Genomic DNA, 18,380 nt, shown 5'->3' on the forward strand with positions numbered 1-18,380 from the left:
GTCCACCCCTTCAGGCCATGGCCGTCCAGGCAAGACGGACAGCGAGCAGCAGGATCACGCTGTTACCGAGGACGGCCATGGCCAGGCGGCCCCGGTCACCGGTGAGCAGGCGGCCGAGCAGGGCGCCGCCCGAGGCCAGCAGAACCTGCCAGCTCGCCGAGGCGGCGAAGGCGGCGGCCACGAAGACCGCACTGGCGGCGGTCGTGGAGGCAGCGGCCTGGCGGCCGACGACCAGGGCGCCGAAGTAGACGATGGTGACCGGGTTGAGGAGCGTCAGACCGACCATGCCGATGTACGTGCGTGACAGCGACGCGCCGACGGTCGGCGGCCGCTCCGTCCGGGCCTGGTGAACGCGCACAGCGGTCACCAGGCCGCGCAGGGCGATGAGTACGAGTACGGCAGCGCCGACAAGTCGCAGAGGCCGGGCGACAGCGGTGATCGCTTCCGCGAACGCCGCCCCGCCGACGACGGCGACGAGCGCGTACAGCCCGTCCGCAGTAGCCACCCCGAGCGCGGCCGCCATACCGTGGCGCCACGAGACCTGCGCGGACAGCGTGACGATGAGCACCGCCATGGCGCCGACGGGCATGGCGATGCCGTAGCCGGCGAGCAGTCCGGTCAGAAGCGCTTCGGTCATCTTGGGCCCTCGGCGGCAGTGGGAGGGGACAGAGCGCAGGTGCAGGGCGCGGGAACGGGCGCAAGGGACGAGCCATTATCGCCGTGGAACGGACGCCCGTCGCGGTACGTGACCATGCGGAAGTGAATCTTCGCCACTTCCATCAGACCGGCTGGAACGCCATCTTCAACGGCACGGACACCACCATCGGGCGCACGGTACGGGTGGAGGCCTGGGAGCCGGCCACCGGAGCGGCGCTCGTGGTCGACCGCGAGCGGGGCACGCTGCGTCCGGTCATGGACTACGAGGAGTTCTCCCACCTCGAACAAGCCGACCAGGTGGTGGCATGGCTGGCCCTCCGGCGGCGATGACTTGTCGGGCGAGTGCCAGCAGGTCCGGGACGGCCGGGTGGACCGGGCCGTCGCGCCAGGCGAGGACGACGGGGACGGCAGGCGCGTCCGCGAGCGGGCGGTAGATCAGCGACGGGTGCATGTGGTTGCTCAGGGTGGCCGACGTGGAGATGCCCGCGGCGCGGCCCGCGGCGTTGGCGATGAGCCATTCGTCGGTGTTGGTCACCGCGATCGTCGCGACCGGCCGGGCCGTCCGTTGCGTCAGCGGTCCTCGTTCGTGCGGTCCTCATCCGTCCCGAACGCCGGTACTGCCGCCTATGATCAGCCGGTGCACACCACCGTCTTACTCCGGGCCGCCGCGACGCCTGCCGCCCCCGCTCTCACCCTGCGCCCCTGGGCCGAGAACAACGTCGCCGCGCTGATCGAGGCGTACCGGGATCCGCAACTGCGCCGCTGGGCAAGCGTTCCCATGGACAGCGAGGCCGACGGGCTGCGATGGATCGAGGCCGAGCAGCAGGGCTGGGCCGCGGGCGACCGGCTCGCTTTCGCCGTCCTGGAAGCGGCCTCCGATGCGCCACCGCGGCTGGCGGGCAACGTGGTGCTCAAGAACGCCGTGCCCGGCAAGCCCGTCGCCGAGGTCGGCTACTGGACCGCGGCATGGGCCCGGGGACGCGGTGTGGCACCCCGGGCCCTTGAGGCCCTCACCGCCTGGTCCTTCGACACGTTCCGGGCCGACGGCCTGGAGTGCCTTGAACTGCTGCACCAGGCGGACAACGTGGCGTCCTGCCGGGTCGCGGAGAAGTGCGGTTACGGGTTCGACCGCATCCTGCCGGCGTCGCCGCCGCTCTACCCGCTCGACGGCCATCTGCATCTTCGACGCACAGCCGTCTGACCTCGCCGGGGCATCGGCCCGGTGGGCGCTGTGCCCGGCGGGCCACCCGTTCAGCGCGTCGCGAGGTCCACGATGCGCTGGATCAGGTCGGAGTAGGTCCAGCCGGCCCCGGTCGCCGCGAGCGGCACCAGGCTCGTCGCCGTCAGGCCCGGGAGCGCGTTCACTTCGAGGCACATCGGCTCGCCGTCCGCGTCGCAGCGGAAGTCGGTACGCGAGTACGTGCCGCTGCCGAATCCCAGGGCCCGGTGCGCCCGCAGGGCCGACTCCTGGAGCCGGGACGCCAGGGCGTCCGGAATGCGCGCCGGGCAGACCTCGACGGCCGCCCCGGGCTGGTACTTGGCCGTGTAGTCGAACACCGGCGTCGTCAGCTCGATCTCGATCACGGGGAGCACCTGGTCGCCGACCACGGCCACGGTGAACTCCCGCCCGGGCAGGAACGGTTCGACCATCAGCTCCACCTCCTCGGAGCGCAGCTCGGCGGCGATCTGTCCCAGTTGCGACAGCGAGTCGACGCGGTGGACCGACACACTCGAACCGTCCGCGACCGGCTTGGCCACCACCGGCCCGGCCGTCGCCAGCCGCTCGACGTCCGGCGGCACGTCGGACACCGCGGGACGCCACAGCGCCCGCTCGGCCACCCGCAGCCCCGCCGCGCCCAGCACCGCCTGCGTCCGCCCCTTGTGCCACGCCGCCGCGCAGGTCGCGCTGTCCGCGCCGGTGAACGGTACGCCCGCCATCTCCAGCACGGCCTGTACGTGCCCGTCCTCGCCCCAGCCACCGTGCAGGGCCAGGAACACCAGATCGGCGCCGCGCAGCAGCTCCAGGACCGGGCCGCCGGTCAGGGCGGCGTGCAGGCGCGACCGCAGCCGGTGACGCTCCGCGCGCGACGGCGGCTCCTTGCCGACCGCGACTCCCGCGACCGTGTCCCCGGGGCGCAGCGGCCCGGCCAGGACCGGCACCGCGGCCGCCGGGTCGACCAGCGTCACCTCATGTCCGCGTTCCAGCAGGGCCCGGGCGACCGACCAGCCCGAGGCCAGGGAGACGTCTCGTTCCGAACTCTCTCCACCGCTCAAGATCACAACACGCATACGGGGATTCTGCCGCACCCGGGTGGCCGGGGCCCGTAGCTGCGCCGTGCTGCCGTCGGATGAGTCCGGGGTCACGACCGGGGGTTCACTGATGCGGACAACCGGCTCGGACACCGGGCCGCCCGAGGCGGGCCGTGCGCGCCACTCACGGCTCGCGGGGCCCGCCCGGTGGTCAGCGACCCCCTCCCGTCACTGCTGCACGTCGAGCGTCGGGCGGGCCGGGCGGAGGGCGTCGGGCGGGTGGGGCAGTTGGACGTCGGCGGTGCCGGTGCCCTCGAAGAGCCGGTCGCCCGCCTTGACCGGGGCGGTGCCGAAGGCGCTCTTGAAGGAGGCGGCGCCCTGGCTGGTCAGGGTGAAGGTGATACGCGCCGTGATCTTGCCGGAGGAGACCCGGATGTTCTTCCGGTCCAGGGTGAACGCCAGGAACGCCGCCCGGGCGGGCCGGGCGCCCCGGACGTCTCCGGAGATCCGGCCGGTGGCGAAGTCCGCCTTCAGGTGGTTGACCCGCAGGTAGCGACCGCCGCGGGTGAACTCGAAGCCTCCGTCGAAGCGCAGTTCGCCCTTGGACAGGCTGCGGTCGAACGTGCCGCCGGTGATCGGCGCGGTGACGCACCGCTGCTCACGGGTGCCGGTCACCCGGGCCGGGCGGACGGCGTTCAGCCGGACATGTGCCGTGGCGAGGGCGCGGCCGGCTTCCGGTGCCAGGCAGAACGCACCGCTGCCCGTGCCGACCCGGGTGAGGTCCCCCTGGGGCGCGGGCACCGGGCGCGGGCCCTCCGGGGTGGCGGCCGCGGAGAGACCGCCGCCGAGTGGCACGGTGAGGGCGAGCGCGGTCACACAGGCCGTGGTCAGCAGGCGGCGCGGTGCGGACATGGGGACGTCTCCTTCATGTACGGCTGCGGTCGGCCGCGGCTGACCGGCAGCGTTGCTGTGTTTGCTGAAGGTATTGACGCTGTGCAGCCGTTGGTGACGCTCAGAGCATCAAATCACCCGATTGCCCGACATCGACCGGCGTGTCGGCCTGGGCTTCACCGGCCGTGAGGGCGTAAAGGGGTACGGGTCGGCATCCCGGCGCCGTTCGGCGCGGCCCGGCACCCTAGCAAGCGGAGAGCGCCGTGGCGGTTCTTTGTCGGTTCGGCGCCAATACGGCGGAGGTGGGCCGACCCCGCATTAGCGTCCTTTTCCCGTAACCCGGAGAAGGAGGGCATGGTGCGAAGCGTCGGACGGTGGCGTTCGGTGACCGGCGGTGTCCGGCCGCGGTTCTCGGTGGGCACCGGACTGGTCATCGCGGGTCTTTCCCTTACGGCCGTGGCCATTCTGCTGCCGGTGCGGTTGTTCGCGAGCAGCGGCAGCGCCGCGGGCAGTTCGGCTTCCGGTGCGCAGGACGACGGGCTCGGAGTGTGGAACACACCGTCGGGCCCGCTGACACCGCTCGACCGGGAATTCGTCGGAAAGGTACGGCAGGCCGGGCTGTGGGAGCTTCCCGCCGGCCGGCAGGCCCTGCAACGCGGAAAGCGGCAGGCCGTGCGGCACGCCGGCCGGCATTTGACGGAGGGGCACACCGATCTCAACCGGCGGACCGCCGACGCGGCCCGGGCACTGGCCGTCACGCTCCCCGGGCAGCCGACTCCCGAGCAGCAGGGCTGGCTCGCGCAACTCGACGCGGCCGAAGGTGATACGTACGAGCGGCTCTTCGTGAACCTGGCGCGCCGCGCGCACGGGAAGGTCTTCTCCCTCGTCGCCCAAGTCCGGGCGAACACCCGTAATGCGGTGATCCGGGACCTGGCCACACGGGCCAATTCCGTCGTCCTCGATCACATCACGGCCCTGGAACAGACCGGACTGGTCGACTTCGGGGCACTCGACGGCGGACCGGTATCCGGTGGGTCCGGCACGGCTACGGTGGCGCCGCCACCCGCGAAGTGAAGCCACATGACGCGAAAAGAAGGGAAGTGATGACATGAAACGGCAGCAGCGGATATCGGCGCGGGCGGCTCGTCCGCACAAGAGGACACGTCTGTCGAAGCGGAGCGGGGCGCTGATCGTCACGGCGCTGGCCGCCTGCGGGGGTACGGCGGTGATCGCCGCCCAGGCGCTGGCGGGCACCGGAGCGGGCGGGTCGGGAGGAGCGGGCGGGACGGGAGCGGCCGGCGACGGGGCTTCGGTGGCCGGGCGGACGATCGGCTGTCCGGACGTGGGCCAGCGGCTGCGCAGCCTTCCGGCGCAGGCGGCGCCCGAGGTGAACCGGAACCTCGGGCAGTTGGAGGGCCAGGTCGCCAGGGCGTTCCAGCGCTGGGCAGCCGACCCGGGCGCGCGGGACCGTGTACTGGACGAGTTGGAGCGGGACCGCGGCGCCACCATCGGGCGCATCTCGGACGCGCTGCGCCGGGCCGGCGGACAGCCCGGCGCCCTCGACCGGCTGAGCGCGTGCCGTACGACCGGAGAGACCGCCACCGCACAGAGCGCTCCCCGGGGCGCGCGGGACGGGAACAGCGCGGACAACGGCCCGTTCCGCAACGACTTCGTCGACATCAGAACCGTACGTCCGAACACCGGAGGCGGCGGAGACCGGGGCGGGAGAGGCGGGCGGGGCGGTTCCTTCCGCTCGGAATGCGGGCGCAACGAGAACGGTCACAACAACCCGGACAACCTGATCGTGGCGCCGGGCGTCAGCAACGGCGCCCACCACCTGCACGACTACGTCGGAAACCTGGCGACGGACGCGTTCTCCTCCGACAACGAACTGGCCGGGGCCGGTACGACCTGCGCCAACGGGGACAGGTCCACCTATTACTGGCCGGTGCTGCGGCTGCGGGACAACGGGCGGGAAAGAGACGCCAATGCGCCCGGCGGCGGCCAGGACGGGAATGTGGGCACGATCGTACGGCCCGCCGAAGTCTCGCTCACCTTCGACGGAGGCGGAGCGGAAAAGGTCACCGCCATGCCGCCTTTCCTGCGCGTTCTCACCGGTGACGCGAAAGCGCTGACGAACGGCCCGGCCAACGCCAATGCCTCGTGGAGCTGCACCGGTTTCGAGGACCGGCAGCTCAGGAACAAGTACCCGATCTGCCCCCGGGGCAGCAAGGTCCTACGGTCACTGGCGTTTCCCAACTGCTGGGACGGGCGCGACACCGACAGCGCCAATCACCGTACGCATGTGGTCTTTCCGGGCCGGAACGGGCAGTGCCGCAGCGGATTCCGCCCGATTCCCCGGCTGGTGCAGCGGCTGACCTACGCCATTCCGCCGAACACGCTGTACGCGGTGGACAGTTTCCCCGACCAGTTGCACAACCCGGTGACGGACCACGGTGACTTCATCAACCTGATGCCGCAGCGGCTGATGCGTACGGCCGTGGACTGCGTCAATTCCGGCCGCGACTGCCGCTGACGCGGCTCGCCGAAAGGAACGGATTCCCATGAGGTTCCCGTCCGGCCCCGCGCTCCCTCTCCTGGCGGCGGGCGCCCTGTCCGGCGCGATCGTCGTGGCGGGCTACGCGAACAGCGCCCCCACCCCGGCTCCCCAGCCCACCCGGCACACCACACACACGGGCCACTCCGCCCCCGACCCCGACCCGGCCGGCCCGCCCGCCTCCATGGCCCGCATCGCCGCCGCCCTCGGCTGCCGCGCCGAGATCATCCTCGACGCGCAGGAACTGCGGGAAGGCGGCTGCACCACCCGCGCCGGTGTCTTCCGTATCCTGACCTTCAGCAGCGACGCCAAGAAGCGCGCCTGGCTCACCGAGGCCCAGGCGTACGGGGGCAGCTATCTCGTCGGCACCCGCTGGTCGGTCACCGGACCTTCCCGGAACGCGCTGCTGCCGCTGCGGGACAGCCTGGGCGGAACCGTCGAGTCGGGCGCCGGACACGGCCACTCCCCCTGACGCGCCGACCCCGCCCCGTCCGGCCCGTCCAGTACCGGAACAGCGCCGTCCCGTCCGCGCCAGGGCGGAACGGCGCCGTTCGCTCCGCTTACCGGGCACCGCCTTCGGTGCCCTTTTTCCGTGTGTGACAGCCTCCCGGCGGTGGTAGTGATCACGGACACGGACGTATGTTCGCGTCCGTAAACTTCCGTGCGATCCCCGTACGTCCCCGTATCACCCCCGTATCGATTGCTGGAGGCATTCCATGGCATCCCCGCACCCCGTCGCGCCGACTGTGTCCCCGCTCCCGCTGATGCAGTTAGCCACCGGGTTCTGGGCGTTCAAGACGCTGGCCACCGCCGACGAGCTGGGCCTGTTCGGGGTGCTCGACCGGCTGGGCGGCGGCACGGTCGAGGAGTGCGCCGAGGAGCTGGAGATCGGTGTACGGCCGGCGGGGATGCTGCTGACCGGCTGCGCGGCGCTGGACCTGCTGGAGCGCCGGAAGGACGGCCGCTTCGTCAACTCCGCGCTGACCGACGCGTATCTGGTGCCGGGCCGCCCGTACCACTTCAGCGGCTGGCTGCGGATGCTGGACCAGCGGCTGTATCCCGGCTGGGGCCGGCTCGGCGAGGCCGTCCGCACCAACCGGCCCACCACCTGGGACCCCGACAAGCAGCCGCATCTGTTCGACACCGAGGACCCGGGCCTGCTGGCCGTCTTCTGGGAGGCGATGCACGCGCTGTCGTCGTGGACCGCGCAGCGGCTCGGCGAGGTGGTGGACCTGACCGCCGGGGCGCGGCTGCTGGACGTGGGCGGCGGCTCCGGCGCGTACGCCATCGAGCTGTGCCGGCGGCACCCGGGGCTGAAGGCCACGGTCTACGACTTGCCGAAGGTGTGTCCGGTGGCGGAACGCAACGTCGCCGAGGCCGGGCTGGACGACCGGATCGGCACCCATCCCGGCGACTTCCTCGCCGAGCCGGAGCTGCCCGGCGGGCACGACATCATCGTGCTGTCGATGATCCTGCACGACTGGGACGAGGCCACCAACCGCATGCTGCTGGACAAGTGCTGTGCGGCGCTGCCGCCCGGCGGCACGCTGGTGATCAGCGAGCTGATGGTGGACGACGATCTGACCGGGCCCGCCCCGGCCGCCCTGATGAGCCTGAACATGCTGGTCGAGACCGAGGGCGGGCGTAACTACACGGCGGCGGAGTACGGTTCCTGGCTGGCCGACGCCGGGTTCTCGGAGGTCCGCAAGGTGCCGTTCGAGGCGCCCGGCGCCAACGCGGCGATCGTCGCCCGCAAGTGACGCGCGCGATGTGACATGCCCGGTACACGCGAGGTGCGGGCCGTCCGCGGTGTGCGTACGGACCGCGGACGGCCCGCACGCACGGCGGTCTCAGGTGTCCAGCTTCTGCTTGGCGGTCTCCGGCAGGGTCAGGTACACGACGAAGGAGAGCAGGCAGAGGGCGGACACGTACCAGGGGAACAGGTCCGCGTTCCCGGCCTGTTTGAACCAGGTGCCCACGTACGGCGCGGTGCCGCCGAAGAGCGCCACGGTCAGCGAGTACGGGAAGCCGATGCCCGCGGCCCGTACCCGGGCCGGGAAGACCTCGGCGTTCACGGCGGCGGCGACCGCGGTGTACCCGGTCAGCAGCACCATGCCCGCGCACTGCACGAGCAGCAGCGACCAGAACGCGTCGGTCACCAGGTGCAGCAGCGGTACGGCGAGCACCGCGAAGCCCAGCGCGAAGCCGAGCAGCAGCGGCTTGCGGCCGACGCGGTCCGAGAGCAGGCCGCCGAGCGGCTGGAGCAGGGCGAAGAACAGCAGCGACAGGGTGCCGACGGTGAGCGCCTCGCTCTTGTCGAAACCGGCGTTGACCTGTGCGTACGTGGGCAGGTAGGTGGTCCAGGTGTAGTACGCGAGGGTGCCGCCGGCGGTGATGCCGCAGATCAGCAGGGACTGGCGCGGGTAGCGGCGCAGCGCCTCGAAGATGCCGGGGCGGGCGGCGGCCCGCTGCTCCTCGCTGCGCGTCTCGCGGGCCCCGCTGCGGATCCACAGGCCGAGGAGGCTGAACACCGCGCCGATCAGGAACACCAGGCGCCAGCCCCACTGCCCCATCTGGCCGTCGGTCAGGACGCCCGCCAGCAGGGCGGCCGTGCCGGACGCCAGCAGTTGGCCCGCGGTGGTGGAGACGTACTGGAAGCTGGAGAACAGCCCGCGCCGGCCGGGTCCGGCCGACTCGACGAGGAAGGTCGTGGAGGCGGCGAACTCGCCGCCCACGGAGAGCCCCTGCACCAGCCGGGCGACGACCAGCACGACCGGCGCGAGCACGCCGGTGGCCGCGTAGGTGGGGGTGACGGCGACGAGCAGGCTGCCGCCGCCCATCAGCAGGATCGTCAGGGTCAGCGCGGCCCGGCGGCCCCGGCGGTCGGCGACCGCGCCCATCAGCAGCCCGCCGACCGGGCGCATGAAGAAGCCCACCGCGAACACCGCGAAGGTGGACAGCAGCGGCACCAGCGGGTTGCCGGTGTCCTGGGGGAAGACCCGGTCGGCGATGTAGACGGCCAGGAAGGAGTACGCGTACCAGTCGTACCATTCCACGGCGTTGCCGACCGACGCCGCGGCCAACTGCCGCAACTGCGACACCTGCCGCGGCGCGCCGTCCGGCGCCCCTTCCGCCGTTCCGGCCTCGGCCTGCTCCGCACGTGTCATGGTCCTCCGCTCCGGGTCCTTCTCCTTCGCCCGCCGCTGGGGCAGGATGAGCCGACAGGTGATCATGTACCGGTGAGACGCCCCGCCGCCAGCGGTCGACGGCAGCCGAAAGGAGATGGCAACGTGCGCGTAGCACTGTTCGTCACCTGCATCAACGACACGCTCTACCCGGACACCGGCCGGGCAGTGATCACGCTGCTGGAACGCCTCGGGGTCGAGGTGGGATTCCCGGCGGAGCAGAGTTGCTGCGGCCAGCCCCAGTTCAACACCGGCTACCGGCATCTGACGGAGCCGCTGGTGCACCGCTTCGACCGCGCCTTCGCCGACTACGACTACGTGGTCACCCCCTCCGCGTCGTGCGCGGCGATGGTGCGGGACAACTACCCGAGGATCGCGGCGAAGGCCGAGGCCGAGGGGCGCGCCGGGCGGGAGCTGGCGCGGGCCGCGGCGAGCGCCGTGCCCAAGACGTACGAGCTGACCGAGTTCCTGACCGACGTGCTGAAGGTGACCGACGTGGGCGCGTACTACCCGCACACCGTCACCTACCACCCGACCTGCCACGGCCTGCGGATGCTGGGCCTGGGCGACCGGCCGCGCCGGCTGCTGGAGCGGGTACGGGGGCTGGAGCTGCGCGAACTGCCGGGCGCCGAGGAGTGCTGCGGCTTCGGCGGCACCTTCGCGGTGAAGAATCCGGCGGTGTCGGCCGCGATGGGCGCCGACAAGGCACGGGCGGTCCTGGAGACGGGCGCGGAGGCGGTCTGCACGGTCGACAACTCCTGTCTGATGCACATCGGCGGCACGCTCCGGCGGCAGGGCGCGGCGGCCCGGCCCGTGCACATCGCGGAGATCCTGGCCGCCACGGAGGCCGACGCGCGGGAACCGTCCCGCGCCCGCGCCACGGAAGGGAGCCCGCGGTGAGCGGTACGTATCTCGGCATGCCCGCGTTCCCCGCGGCCGCCGCGTCCTCCACCCAGGACGCCCGGCTGCGCGGCAACCTGCGCCACGCCACCCACACCATCCGCGACAAGCGCGCCAAGGCGGTGGCGGAGCTGGACGACTGGGCGCGTCTGCGGGCCGCGGGCGCCGCCGTCAAGGACCGTACGCTGCGCCACCTCGACCACTACCTGGAGCAGCTTGAGGAGTCGGTGACGGCGGCCGGCGGGCAGGTGCACTGGGCGGCGGACGCCGCGGAGGCCAACGCCATCGTCGCCCGGCTGGTGCGGGAGACCGGCGAGCGCGAGGTCGTCAAGGTCAAGTCGATGGCGACGCAGGAGACCGGACTGAACCGGGCGCTGGCCGAGGCGGGCATCAGCGCGTACGAGACGGATTTGGCGGAGCTGATCGTGCAGCTCGGCGACGATCTGCCGTCGCACATCCTGGTGCCCGCGATCCACCGCAACCGGGGCGAGATCCGGGACATCTTCCGGGAGCAGATGGCCCGTTGGGGCCGTCCGGCGCCGGATGATCTGTCGGACGCGCCGGCCGCGCTGGCGGAGGCGGCGCGGCTGCACCTGCGCGAGAAATTCCTGACCGCGAAGGTCGGCATCTCGGGGGCCAACTTCATGGTGGCCGACACCGGGACGCTGGTGGTCGTGGAGTCCGAGGGCAACGGCCGGATGTGCCTGACCCTGCCGGAGACGCTGATCTCGGTCGTCGGCATCGAGAAGGTGGTGCCGACCTGGCAGGATCTGGAGATCTTCCTCCAGTTGCTGCCGCGCTCCTCGACGGCCGAGCGGATGAACCCGTACACCTCGATGTGGACCGGCACGACGGACGGCGACGGGCCGCGCACCTTCCACCTCGTGCTGCTCGACAACGGGCGCACCGACACCCTCGCCGACACGGTGGGCCGCCAGGCGCTGCGCTGCATCCGCTGCTCGGCCTGTCTGAACGTGTGCCCGGTGTACGAGCGGGCCGGCGGGCACGCGTACGGCTCGGCGTACCCGGGGCCGATCGGCGCGATCCTCACTCCACAACTGCGCGGTACGGCGAGCGAGCTGGACGCCTCGCTGCCGTACGCGTCGTCGCTGTGCGGCGCCTGTTACGAGGTGTGCCCGGTCGCCATCGACATCCCGGAGGTGCTGGTGCATCTGCGGGAGCGGGTGGTGCAGGGTGGCCGGGTGACGCGGCGGGGTGTGAAGACCGTCCTCAAACCGGCCAAGGGGCACGCCGCGGAGCGGGCGGCGATGCGCGCGGCCGGGTTCGCGTTCGACCACCCCGGGGCGCTGCGCGCGGGGCAGCGGCTGGCGGCCCGTACCCGGCGGCTGCATCCGCGCCGGCTGCCGGGTCCGGGGCGCGCCTGGACGGACACCCGGGACCTGCCGCCGGTGCCGGCCGAGTCCTTCCGGGACTGGTGGCGGCGTACGCGTGGAGAGGAGCGGGCGAAATGAGCAGCCGGGATGTGGTGCTGGCGCGGGTGCGCCGGGCGCTGGCGGACGTACCGCGCGGTGAGGGGTACGAGGACGTGCCGGTCCCCCGCGACTATCTGCGCGTCCATGGTTCCCGTACGCCGGAGGAGCGGGTGGCGCTGCTGGCCGAGCGCCTGGCGGAGTACCGGGCGCTGGTGCACCACTGTGCCGAGGACGAGGTGCACATGCTGGTCATGCGCCTGCTGGCCGAGCACGGCACGCAGCACGTCCTCGTGCCGCCGGGGCTGGACCCGTCGTGGATGGCCGCCGCCGATCCCGTCCGCATCCACGACCGCGCGGCGAGCACCGCGCGTGAACTCGACGCGGTGGGCAGTGTCGTGACCGGCTGCGCGGTGGCGATCGCCGAGACCGGCACCATCGTGCTGGACGGCTCGCCCGACCAGGGCCGTCGCCGGATCTCGCTCGTTCCGGACCATCACATCTGTGTGGTGCGCGTACCGGACCAGGTCGTCGACTCGGTGCCGGAGGCGCTCGAACGCCTGGATCCGGTACGTCCGTTGACGTGGATCTCCGGACCGTCGGCGACCAGCGACATCGAGCTGGACCGGGTCGAAGGGGTGCACGGGCCGCGGAAGCTGGAGGTCGTGCTGCTGTCGGAGTGAGGGGCAGGGCCCGGCGGCGGGAAGTGGCGCGCGGAGGGCTTGTCATGCGCAGCGCCAACGTTCGACCCTGACGCTTCCTGTTGCCTTACGTTCGGAGCCCTCTCATGAACGTACGCCGCATCGGCCGCCGGTCGTTCCTCGCCACCGGCGCCGCCCTGGCCGGCTGGGCCGCGTTCGCCGCGCAGAAACGCTCCTTCGCCGCTACCGCCGCCACCGCCGAGTGGGACGCCGCCCCGCGGATCTTCCAGGTCGGCCGCGAACCGGCCCGCGCCCGCCTCGTCCCGTACGGGAACCCCCGGGCGGCACGTACCGGGACGTACCGCTCCTCCCCGTACTACCGCTCGCTCAACGGCGACTGGCGCTTCCACTGGTCGAAGAACCCCGACGAGCGGCCCCGCGACTTCTTCGCGCCCCGCTACGACGACAGCGCCTGGGATCACATCACCGTGCCCTCCAACTGGGAGATCGAGGGCTACCCGGAGCCGATCTACCTCAACGTCAAGTACCCGTGGATCGGCTACGAGGACCCGCGGCCACCGCACGTCCCGCACGGCTTCAACCCCGTCGGCTCCTACCGGCGCACCTTCACCGTGCCCGGTTCCTGGGACGGCCGCCGCACCCTGCTCTCCTTCCAGGGTGTGAAGTCGGCGTTCTTCGTGTGGGTCAACGGCGAGCGGGTCGGCTACAGCGAGGACAGCTACACCCCGGCCGAGTTCGACATCACCGAACGGCTGCGGCCCGGCACGAACGTGCTGGCCGTGGAGGTCTACCGATGGTCGGACGGCAGTTGGCTGGAGGATCAGGACATGATCGACCTGTCCGGGATCTTCCGCGACGTGTACCTGTACTCCATCGCACCCGTGCACCTCCGGGACCTGCACGTCCGCACCGCCCTGGACGCCGCCCACCGCGACGCGGAACTGACCGTCGCGGCGACGGTACGCACCCGGGGCGCGGCAGCGGCGGGCGAACACCGGCTAAGAGCGGAGCTGTACGACGGGCGCGGGCGGCCGGCGCTACCGTCCCCGCTGACCGCGACGGTCCGCTTCACCGGCGGGCAGGACGCCACGGTCGCCCCGACGGTCACCGTCCGCGCCCCCGACCTGTGGTCCGCCGAGGCCCCGCACCTCTACACGCTCGTCCTGACCCTCACCGACCCGGCGGGCCGCACCGTCGACGTGCAGAGCACCCGGATCGGCTTCCGCTCCGTCGCGTACGGACCCGGCAAGCTCACGGTCAACGGCCGTCCCGTCGTCTTCCGCGGCGTCAACCGGCACGAGACCGACCCCGACCGCGGGCAGGCCGTCCCCGAGGAGCGGATGCTCCAGGACATCCGCATCATGAAGCAGCACAACATCAACGCCGTCCGCACCTCCCACTACCCCGCCGATCCGCGCTGGCTGGAGCTGTGCGACGAGTACGGCCTGTACGTGATCGGCGAGGCCGACCTGGAGTCGCACGGCGTCCGCGACCGGCTCCCCGGCAGTCTCCCGGCGTGGACCGGGGCGTGCCTGGACCGGATGCGGTCGATGGTCGAGCGGGACAAGAACCACCCGTCCGTCGTGGTGTGGTCGCTGGGCAACGAGGCGGGCCAGGGGCTCAACTTCGCGGCGATGGCCGACTGGACGCGCCGCCGCGACCCGTCCCGGCCCGTGCACTACGAGGGCATGAACGCGGTGGCCGACATCGAGAGCCGCATGTACAGCACGCCGGACGAGGTGGAGCGGTACGGGAAGTCCGGCAACCCGAAACCGTTCATTTTGTGCGAGTACGCGCACTCCATGGGCAACAGCACGGGCAACTTCCAGGAGTACTGGGACGTCTTCGATCGCTACCCCAATCTGCACGGCGGCTTCATCTGGGACTTCGTCGACCAGGCCATCCGCCTGCCCGTCCCCGGCGACCCGAAGCGCACCTACCTGTCCTACGGCGGCGACTGGCACCCCGGCTACCCCACCGACTGGAACTTCAGTTGCAACGGCATCGTCGCCGCCGACCGCGCGCCGCACCCCGCCATCCACGAGGTCAAGAAGGTCTACCAGGCCGTCCGGACGGCCGCCGCCGACCTCGCCACGGGCACCGTACGGATCACCAACCGGCAGTTGTTCCTCGATCTGGACGCCTACGAACTGCGCTGGGAAGTCACCCAGGACGGCGAACGCATCCAGCACGGCACCCTCCCCGCGCCGAAAACCGCACCGGGCCAGGGCACGACCGTACGCATTCCCTTCAGCCGTCCCGAACGGCCCGCCCCCGGCGCCGAATACTGGCTGAACCTCTCCTTCGTACTGCGGCACGCCACCATCTGGGCGGACGCGGGCCACAGCGTCGCCGCCGAACAACTCGCGCTGCCCTGGCACACCCCCGCGCCCGCCGATCCCTCCCCCACCGGGCTGCCGCCCCTGCGCCTCACCGAGTCGGAGCGCGCCGTCACCGTGAGCGGGCGCGACCTAGAACTCGTCCTCGACAAGGCGAGCGGCACCCTGTCGGCCTACCGCCACCGCGGGCGGGCCCTGCTGACCGCCGGGCCGGTGCCCAACTTCTGGCGCGGCCCCACGGACAACGACATCGGCCGGGGCGCACAGAACACGCTGCGCACCTGGCGCGAGGCAGGCGCCAAGCGCACGGTGACACGGGTGCGGGCCGCCCAGCCGTCCGCCTCCGAAGTGACCATCGAGATCTGGGCCACCCTGCCCACCGCTCCCGCCGCCTCCCGGTGGGACACCGTCTTCACGGTGCGCGGCGACGGCGAGGTGCGCATCCGGCACACCCTGACGCCGGGCGCCGGACTGCCCGACCTGCCCCTGGTGGGCGCGCTGCTGACCGTACCGGCCGGGCTGGAGACCTTCAGTTGGTACGGGCGCGGGCCGCACGAGAACTACTGGGACCGGCGCACCGCGGCCTTCGTCGGCCGCTACCGCAGCAGCGTCGACGCCCAGCTCGGCAACTACGTCCGGCCGCAGCAGACCGGCAACGTGACCGACGTACGCAGCGCCTCGCTCACCGGACGCGACGGCACGGGGCTGACCGTACGCGCGGAACCCGGCGACGGCGCGCCGCTGCTGGAGCTGAGCGCCCTGCACCACGCGCCGTCCGACCTGGAGAGCGAGCGGCACGAGCATCCGTACGAGCTGAAGCGGCGCCCCGAGACGGTCCTCGGCGTCAACCACCGGCAGACGGGCGTCGGCGGAAACGATTCGTGGGGCGCGCCGCCGCTGGAGAAGTACCTGCTGCACGCCGACCGGGCGTACAGCTACGCGTACCGGCTGCGGCCGGTGTGACACCGGTGCCTGCGCTCCCCACGGAGCGCAGGCACCCGGACCGGCGGCCCGTCACTCGTACATGACGTACTCGGGCTGCGGCCGCAGTGCCAGGACCTCCTTGTGGGTCATCAGGCGGCTGCCCTCGGTGTCCTCGTCGTAGAAGAGCTTGAAGCCGGTGTGCATCCCGCTGGGCAGGTTCCTGACCAGGTCGTTCCAGGTGCCGCGCTTCAGCCCCGGCGAGCCGATGCCGTCGGCGCACTTGATCGCGGCGACGCCCGGCTGCGGCCGGAACGCGCGCTGGTCCTCGACCACCGAAGTCGCCACCTGGTGGAAGACGAACGCCTTCTCCGGCAGGTCGTGCTCGCGGACCAGGCCGGAGAGGTAGCGGGCGATCTCGGTGAGTTCGCCGCCGTCGGTGCTCCCGTAGGAGTCGCCCGGCTTCTCCCCCGGCCCCATCTCCCACTCGGGATCCAGCGCGACCCCCACGTCCGGGTGCACCAGCCATTCGCGCAGCGCCTTGACCTCGGCGAGCGCCGAGGCGCGGCCCGGCTGGATGTTCAGGAGCAGCAGCGCACGGTGCTTCTGCGCCGCCTTGTGGAAGCGGCGGACGGTGTCGGCTGAGGTGCGGGTGCGATAGGTCCCGTCGGGGCCCGCGCTGGAGTTGGCGACCACGGCGAGGAGTTCCAGGACGGGCAGCGGCTCGCGGTCGGCGGCGTAGGTGTGTGCGAGCTTTTCGATCTCGCGGGCGCGCTGGTCCAGGTCACCGGTGCCGAGGCGGCCGAGTGCGGCGGCTCCGGGCAGGCCGCAGTAGCCGACGAGCCGGTGGCGGGGGAACAGTTCGCGGCCGCCGCGCGGCAGCTCGGGCCGCTTCTTGGTGGGCTTCGGCGTGGGACTGCTGCTCGTCCGGCTGCCAGGAGTGCCCGACGCCCGGGGCGGCGGCGCGCCGCGCGGTGACGCGTCGCTGTCCGCCGTACCGGCGCAGGCGGTGAGAAGGCTGAGGCCCGCCGCGGCGGTGACGGCCAGGGCGCTCCGGCGGCCCGGCTCGGCTGTGCTGTCGAGCACGTCGCCTCCTTGTGTCCATCGGGGTTCGGGAAGTCAGGGTGATCTCAGGTGGGCTGTGTGCCGTTCGCCTTGCCGGACCTGATCGCGCGAAACACCCCTCACCACGCTTCCTGACCACTAACGATCAAGATTGCGCCAACTTCGACCGTCCGGGCGGGAGCGGACAGTCCCGCAGGGTGACCCTCCCGTGGATAGGCACCGGATACGTACGCATTCCGGAGGGCTGGGTGTCCCGCCGCCCGCTCAGCAGACTCGTGCTCACCGCAACGACGACGAAAGCGCGAGTGACCACCATGAACAGCACCACCGCCAACCCCGGCCCCGTGTGGCACGCCGGCTGGAGCACCGCCGTACAGCGCCCCAGCACCGGTTTCGACAAGAACTGGTCCGAGGAGGGCTTCGCGGACCAGACGGTACGTCAGCTCGTCCGGGTCACCGGCTCCGGCACGGCGGCCCGCGTCCGCCTCTCCAACCGTTTCGGCAGCACTCCCCTGGAGGTCGGCGGCGCCACCCTCGCCCGTACGGACCGGGGCGCGGCCGTCCAGGACGGCACGACCCGCCCGCTGACGTTCTCAGGCGCCGGATCCGTCCGTATCCCGGCGGGCGGCGAGGTCTGGAGCGACCCGGCCGAACTCCCCGTGACCCTCTTCGACCAGCTCACGGTGAGCCTGTACTTCCCCCGCCCGACCGGCCCCACCACCTTCCACGCCCAGGCGTTCACCACCGCCTACCGCGCCGAGGGCGACCAACTGACCGCCGCGGACCCGGCCGTCTTCACCGAAACCTCCGTGTCCTGGTACGTCCTCGCCGACATCGAGCTGGCGGACGGCGGCCCGGCCCGGCGGGACACCGTGGTGACGTTCGGCGACTCGCTCACCGACGGCTTCGCCTCCACCACCGACGCCGACCACCGCTACCCGGACGCCCTCGCCGAACGACTGGCCGCCGCGGGCCGGGCCCGCCCGGTGCTCAACGCCGGCATCGGCGGCAACCTGCTGCTCAACGACGCCCCCTGGTTCGGCGAACGGGCCGCCGCCCGCTTCCGGCGGGACGTCCTGGACAAGCCCGGGGTACGGACGGTGATCGTGCTCGTCGGCCTGAACGACATCGGATTCAGCGAGGCGGACCAGTCCGAGTTCCCGACGTACCGCCCGAACCCGGACCTCTCCGCCGCACAGCTCATCGAGGGCTACCGAGCCCTGATCGCGGCGGCCCACCCAGCCGGGGTACGTGTCATCGGCGGCACGATCACCCCGTTCCAGGGCTCCGAGTACCACACCCCACACGCCGAGACCAAGCGCCAGGAGATCAACACCTGGATCCGCACCTCCGGCGCCTTCGACGCGGTAGCCGACTTCGCGACGGCCCTGTCCGACCCGTCGAACCCACAAGCCCTGCTGCCCGCTTACGACAGCGGCGACCGGAAGCATCCTGGGGATGCCGGGTATCGGGTGATGGCGTCGGTGATCGATCCGGCGACCCTCTGAACGCGCCTTAGCGCC

At 72.1% G+C, this 18,380-nt stretch carries 16 protein-coding genes; 11 read left to right on the forward strand and 5 right to left on the reverse strand.

The features are described 5' to 3' along the window. Positions 1–10 precede the first annotated feature (10 nt). Entirely contained in the window at positions 11–637 is a 627-nt protein-coding gene (locus tag EJG53_RS04400) for a LysE family transporter (protein WP_125043686.1), read from the reverse strand. Positions 638–759: 122 nt separating this feature from the next. Here EJG53_RS04400 and EJG53_RS04405 point away from each other — a divergent pair, with 122 nt between their 5' ends. Both EJG53_RS04405 and EJG53_RS04415 read left to right on the forward strand, forming a co-directional pair. Then, the gene (locus tag EJG53_RS04405; protein WP_244954974.1) at positions 760–987 is read left to right on the forward strand and encodes a hypothetical protein; all 228 of its coding nucleotides are present in this window, start codon (positions 760–762) and stop codon (positions 985–987) included. A 307-nt stretch (positions 988–1,294) separates the two neighbouring features. Then, positions 1,295–1,858: a GNAT family N-acetyltransferase gene (locus tag EJG53_RS04415; RefSeq protein WP_125043687.1), complete on the forward strand. Its 564-nt coding sequence runs from the start codon at positions 1,295–1,297 to the stop codon at positions 1,856–1,858. A gap of 50 nt (positions 1,859–1,908) precedes the next feature. Here the strand turns inward: EJG53_RS04415 and EJG53_RS04420 are convergent, their stop codons facing one another. Together EJG53_RS04420 and EJG53_RS04425 are read right to left on the reverse strand one after the other, a co-directional pair. Then, a complete protein-coding gene (locus tag EJG53_RS04420; RefSeq protein ID WP_125043688.1) occupies positions 1,909–2,946 on the reverse strand; it encodes a D-alanine--D-alanine ligase family protein in 1,038 nt (345 codons plus the stop codon). Between the two features lie 189 nt (positions 2,947–3,135). Continuing rightward, entirely contained in the window at positions 3,136–3,819 is a 684-nt protein-coding gene (locus EJG53_RS04425; protein WP_125043689.1) for a hypothetical protein, read from the reverse strand. 333 nt (positions 3,820–4,152) lie between these two features. Between EJG53_RS04425 and EJG53_RS04430 the strand changes: the two genes are divergently transcribed. The 4 genes from EJG53_RS04430 to EJG53_RS04445 all read left to right on the forward strand — a co-directional run bounded on the left by EJG53_RS04430 (position 4,153) and on the right by EJG53_RS04445 (position 8,115). Beyond that, positions 4,153–4,872 carry a DUF4142 domain-containing protein gene (locus EJG53_RS04430; RefSeq protein WP_244954975.1) on the forward strand — a complete coding sequence of 240 codons (720 nt, stop codon included), beginning with the start codon at positions 4,153–4,155 and terminating at the stop codon, positions 4,870–4,872. 34 nt (positions 4,873–4,906) lie between these two features. Next, positions 4,907–6,334, forward strand: a complete 1,428-nt coding sequence (locus tag EJG53_RS04435) for a DUF1996 domain-containing protein (RefSeq protein ID WP_125043690.1) — start codon at positions 4,907–4,909, stop codon at positions 6,332–6,334. Positions 6,335–6,362: 28 nt separating this feature from the next. After that, on the forward strand, positions 6,363–6,827 hold the full coding sequence (locus EJG53_RS40565) for a hypothetical protein (RefSeq protein ID WP_154806357.1): 465 nt from the start codon (positions 6,363–6,365) through the stop codon (positions 6,825–6,827). A gap of 244 nt (positions 6,828–7,071) precedes the next feature. Further along, on the forward strand, positions 7,072–8,115 hold the full coding sequence (locus EJG53_RS04445) for a methyltransferase (RefSeq protein WP_125043691.1): 1,044 nt from the start codon (positions 7,072–7,074) through the stop codon (positions 8,113–8,115). 90 nt (positions 8,116–8,205) lie between these two features. Here the strand turns inward: EJG53_RS04445 and EJG53_RS04450 are convergent, their stop codons facing one another. Then, entirely contained in the window at positions 8,206–9,522 is a 1,317-nt protein-coding gene (locus EJG53_RS04450) for an MFS transporter (protein WP_125043692.1), read from the reverse strand. Positions 9,523–9,645: 123 nt separating this feature from the next. Here EJG53_RS04450 and EJG53_RS04455 point away from each other — a divergent pair, with 123 nt between their 5' ends. The 4 genes from EJG53_RS04455 (at position 9,646) to lacZ (ending at position 15,834) form a co-directional block, all read left to right on the forward strand. Continuing rightward, on the forward strand, positions 9,646–10,440 hold the full coding sequence (locus tag EJG53_RS04455) for a (Fe-S)-binding protein (RefSeq protein WP_125043693.1): 795 nt from the start codon (positions 9,646–9,648) through the stop codon (positions 10,438–10,440). Beyond that, a complete protein-coding gene (locus EJG53_RS04460; protein ID WP_125043694.1) occupies positions 10,437–11,912 on the forward strand; it encodes a lactate utilization protein B in 1,476 nt (491 codons plus the stop codon). Before EJG53_RS04455 ends, EJG53_RS04460 begins: the two co-directional genes overlap by 4 nt. Then, the gene (locus EJG53_RS04465; protein WP_125043695.1) at positions 11,909–12,553 is read left to right on the forward strand and encodes a LutC/YkgG family protein; all 645 of its coding nucleotides are present in this window, start codon (positions 11,909–11,911) and stop codon (positions 12,551–12,553) included. The genes EJG53_RS04460 and EJG53_RS04465 overlap by 4 nt, the downstream gene beginning before the upstream one ends. Positions 12,554–12,657: 104 nt before the next feature. Then, positions 12,658–15,834 (forward strand): beta-galactosidase, LacZ type, encoded by a 3,177-nt coding sequence (gene lacZ, locus EJG53_RS04470; RefSeq protein WP_125043696.1) that lies wholly within the window; start codon positions 12,658–12,660, stop codon positions 15,832–15,834. 51 nt (positions 15,835–15,885) lie between these two features. Here the strand turns inward: lacZ and EJG53_RS04475 are convergent, their stop codons facing one another. Continuing rightward, complete coding sequence (locus EJG53_RS04475; RefSeq protein ID WP_125043697.1) at positions 15,886–16,878, reverse strand: hypothetical protein; 993 nt, start codon at positions 16,876–16,878, stop codon at positions 15,886–15,888. 293 nt (positions 16,879–17,171) lie between these two features. Between EJG53_RS04475 and EJG53_RS04480 the strand changes: the two genes are divergently transcribed. Then, positions 17,172–18,365, forward strand: a complete 1,194-nt coding sequence (locus tag EJG53_RS04480; RefSeq protein WP_125043698.1) for an SGNH/GDSL hydrolase family protein — start codon at positions 17,172–17,174, stop codon at positions 18,363–18,365. Positions 18,366–18,380 lie beyond the last annotated feature (15 nt).

Origin of the sequence: Streptomyces chrestomyceticus JCM 4735, assembly GCF_003865135.1 — a bacterium.
Taxonomy (GTDB): domain Bacteria; phylum Actinomycetota; class Actinomycetes; order Streptomycetales; family Streptomycetaceae; genus Streptomyces; species Streptomyces chrestomyceticus.

Bases quoted from the DNA above. Each gene is read 5' to 3' on its own strand.
- EJG53_RS04430 (WP_244954975.1), top strand. From the start codon at position 4,153: ATGGTGCGAAGCGTCGGACGGTGGCGTTCGGTGACCGGCGGTGTCCGG.
- lacZ (WP_125043696.1), top strand. From the start codon at position 12,658: ATGAACGTACGCCGCATCGGCCGCCGGTCGTTCCTCGCCACCGGCGCC.
- EJG53_RS04450 (WP_125043692.1), bottom strand. From the start codon at position 9,522: ATGACACGTGCGGAGCAGGCCGAGGCCGGAACGGCGGAAGGGGCGCCG.
- EJG53_RS40565 (WP_154806357.1), top strand. From the start codon at position 6,363: ATGAGGTTCCCGTCCGGCCCCGCGCTCCCTCTCCTGGCGGCGGGCGCC.
- EJG53_RS04420 (WP_125043688.1), bottom strand. From the start codon at position 2,946: ATGCGTGTTGTGATCTTGAGCGGTGGAGAGAGTTCGGAACGAGACGTC.
- EJG53_RS04465 (WP_125043695.1), top strand. From the start codon at position 11,909: ATGAGCAGCCGGGATGTGGTGCTGGCGCGGGTGCGCCGGGCGCTGGCG.
- EJG53_RS04435 (WP_125043690.1), top strand. From the start codon at position 4,907: ATGAAACGGCAGCAGCGGATATCGGCGCGGGCGGCTCGTCCGCACAAG.
- EJG53_RS04400 (WP_125043686.1), bottom strand. From the start codon at position 637: ATGACCGAAGCGCTTCTGACCGGACTGCTCGCCGGCTACGGCATCGCC.
- EJG53_RS04480 (WP_125043698.1), top strand. From the start codon at position 17,172: ATGAACAGCACCACCGCCAACCCCGGCCCCGTGTGGCACGCCGGCTGG.
- EJG53_RS04425 (WP_125043689.1), bottom strand. From the start codon at position 3,819: ATGTCCGCACCGCGCCGCCTGCTGACCACGGCCTGTGTGACCGCGCTC.
- EJG53_RS04445 (WP_125043691.1), top strand. From the start codon at position 7,072: ATGGCATCCCCGCACCCCGTCGCGCCGACTGTGTCCCCGCTCCCGCTG.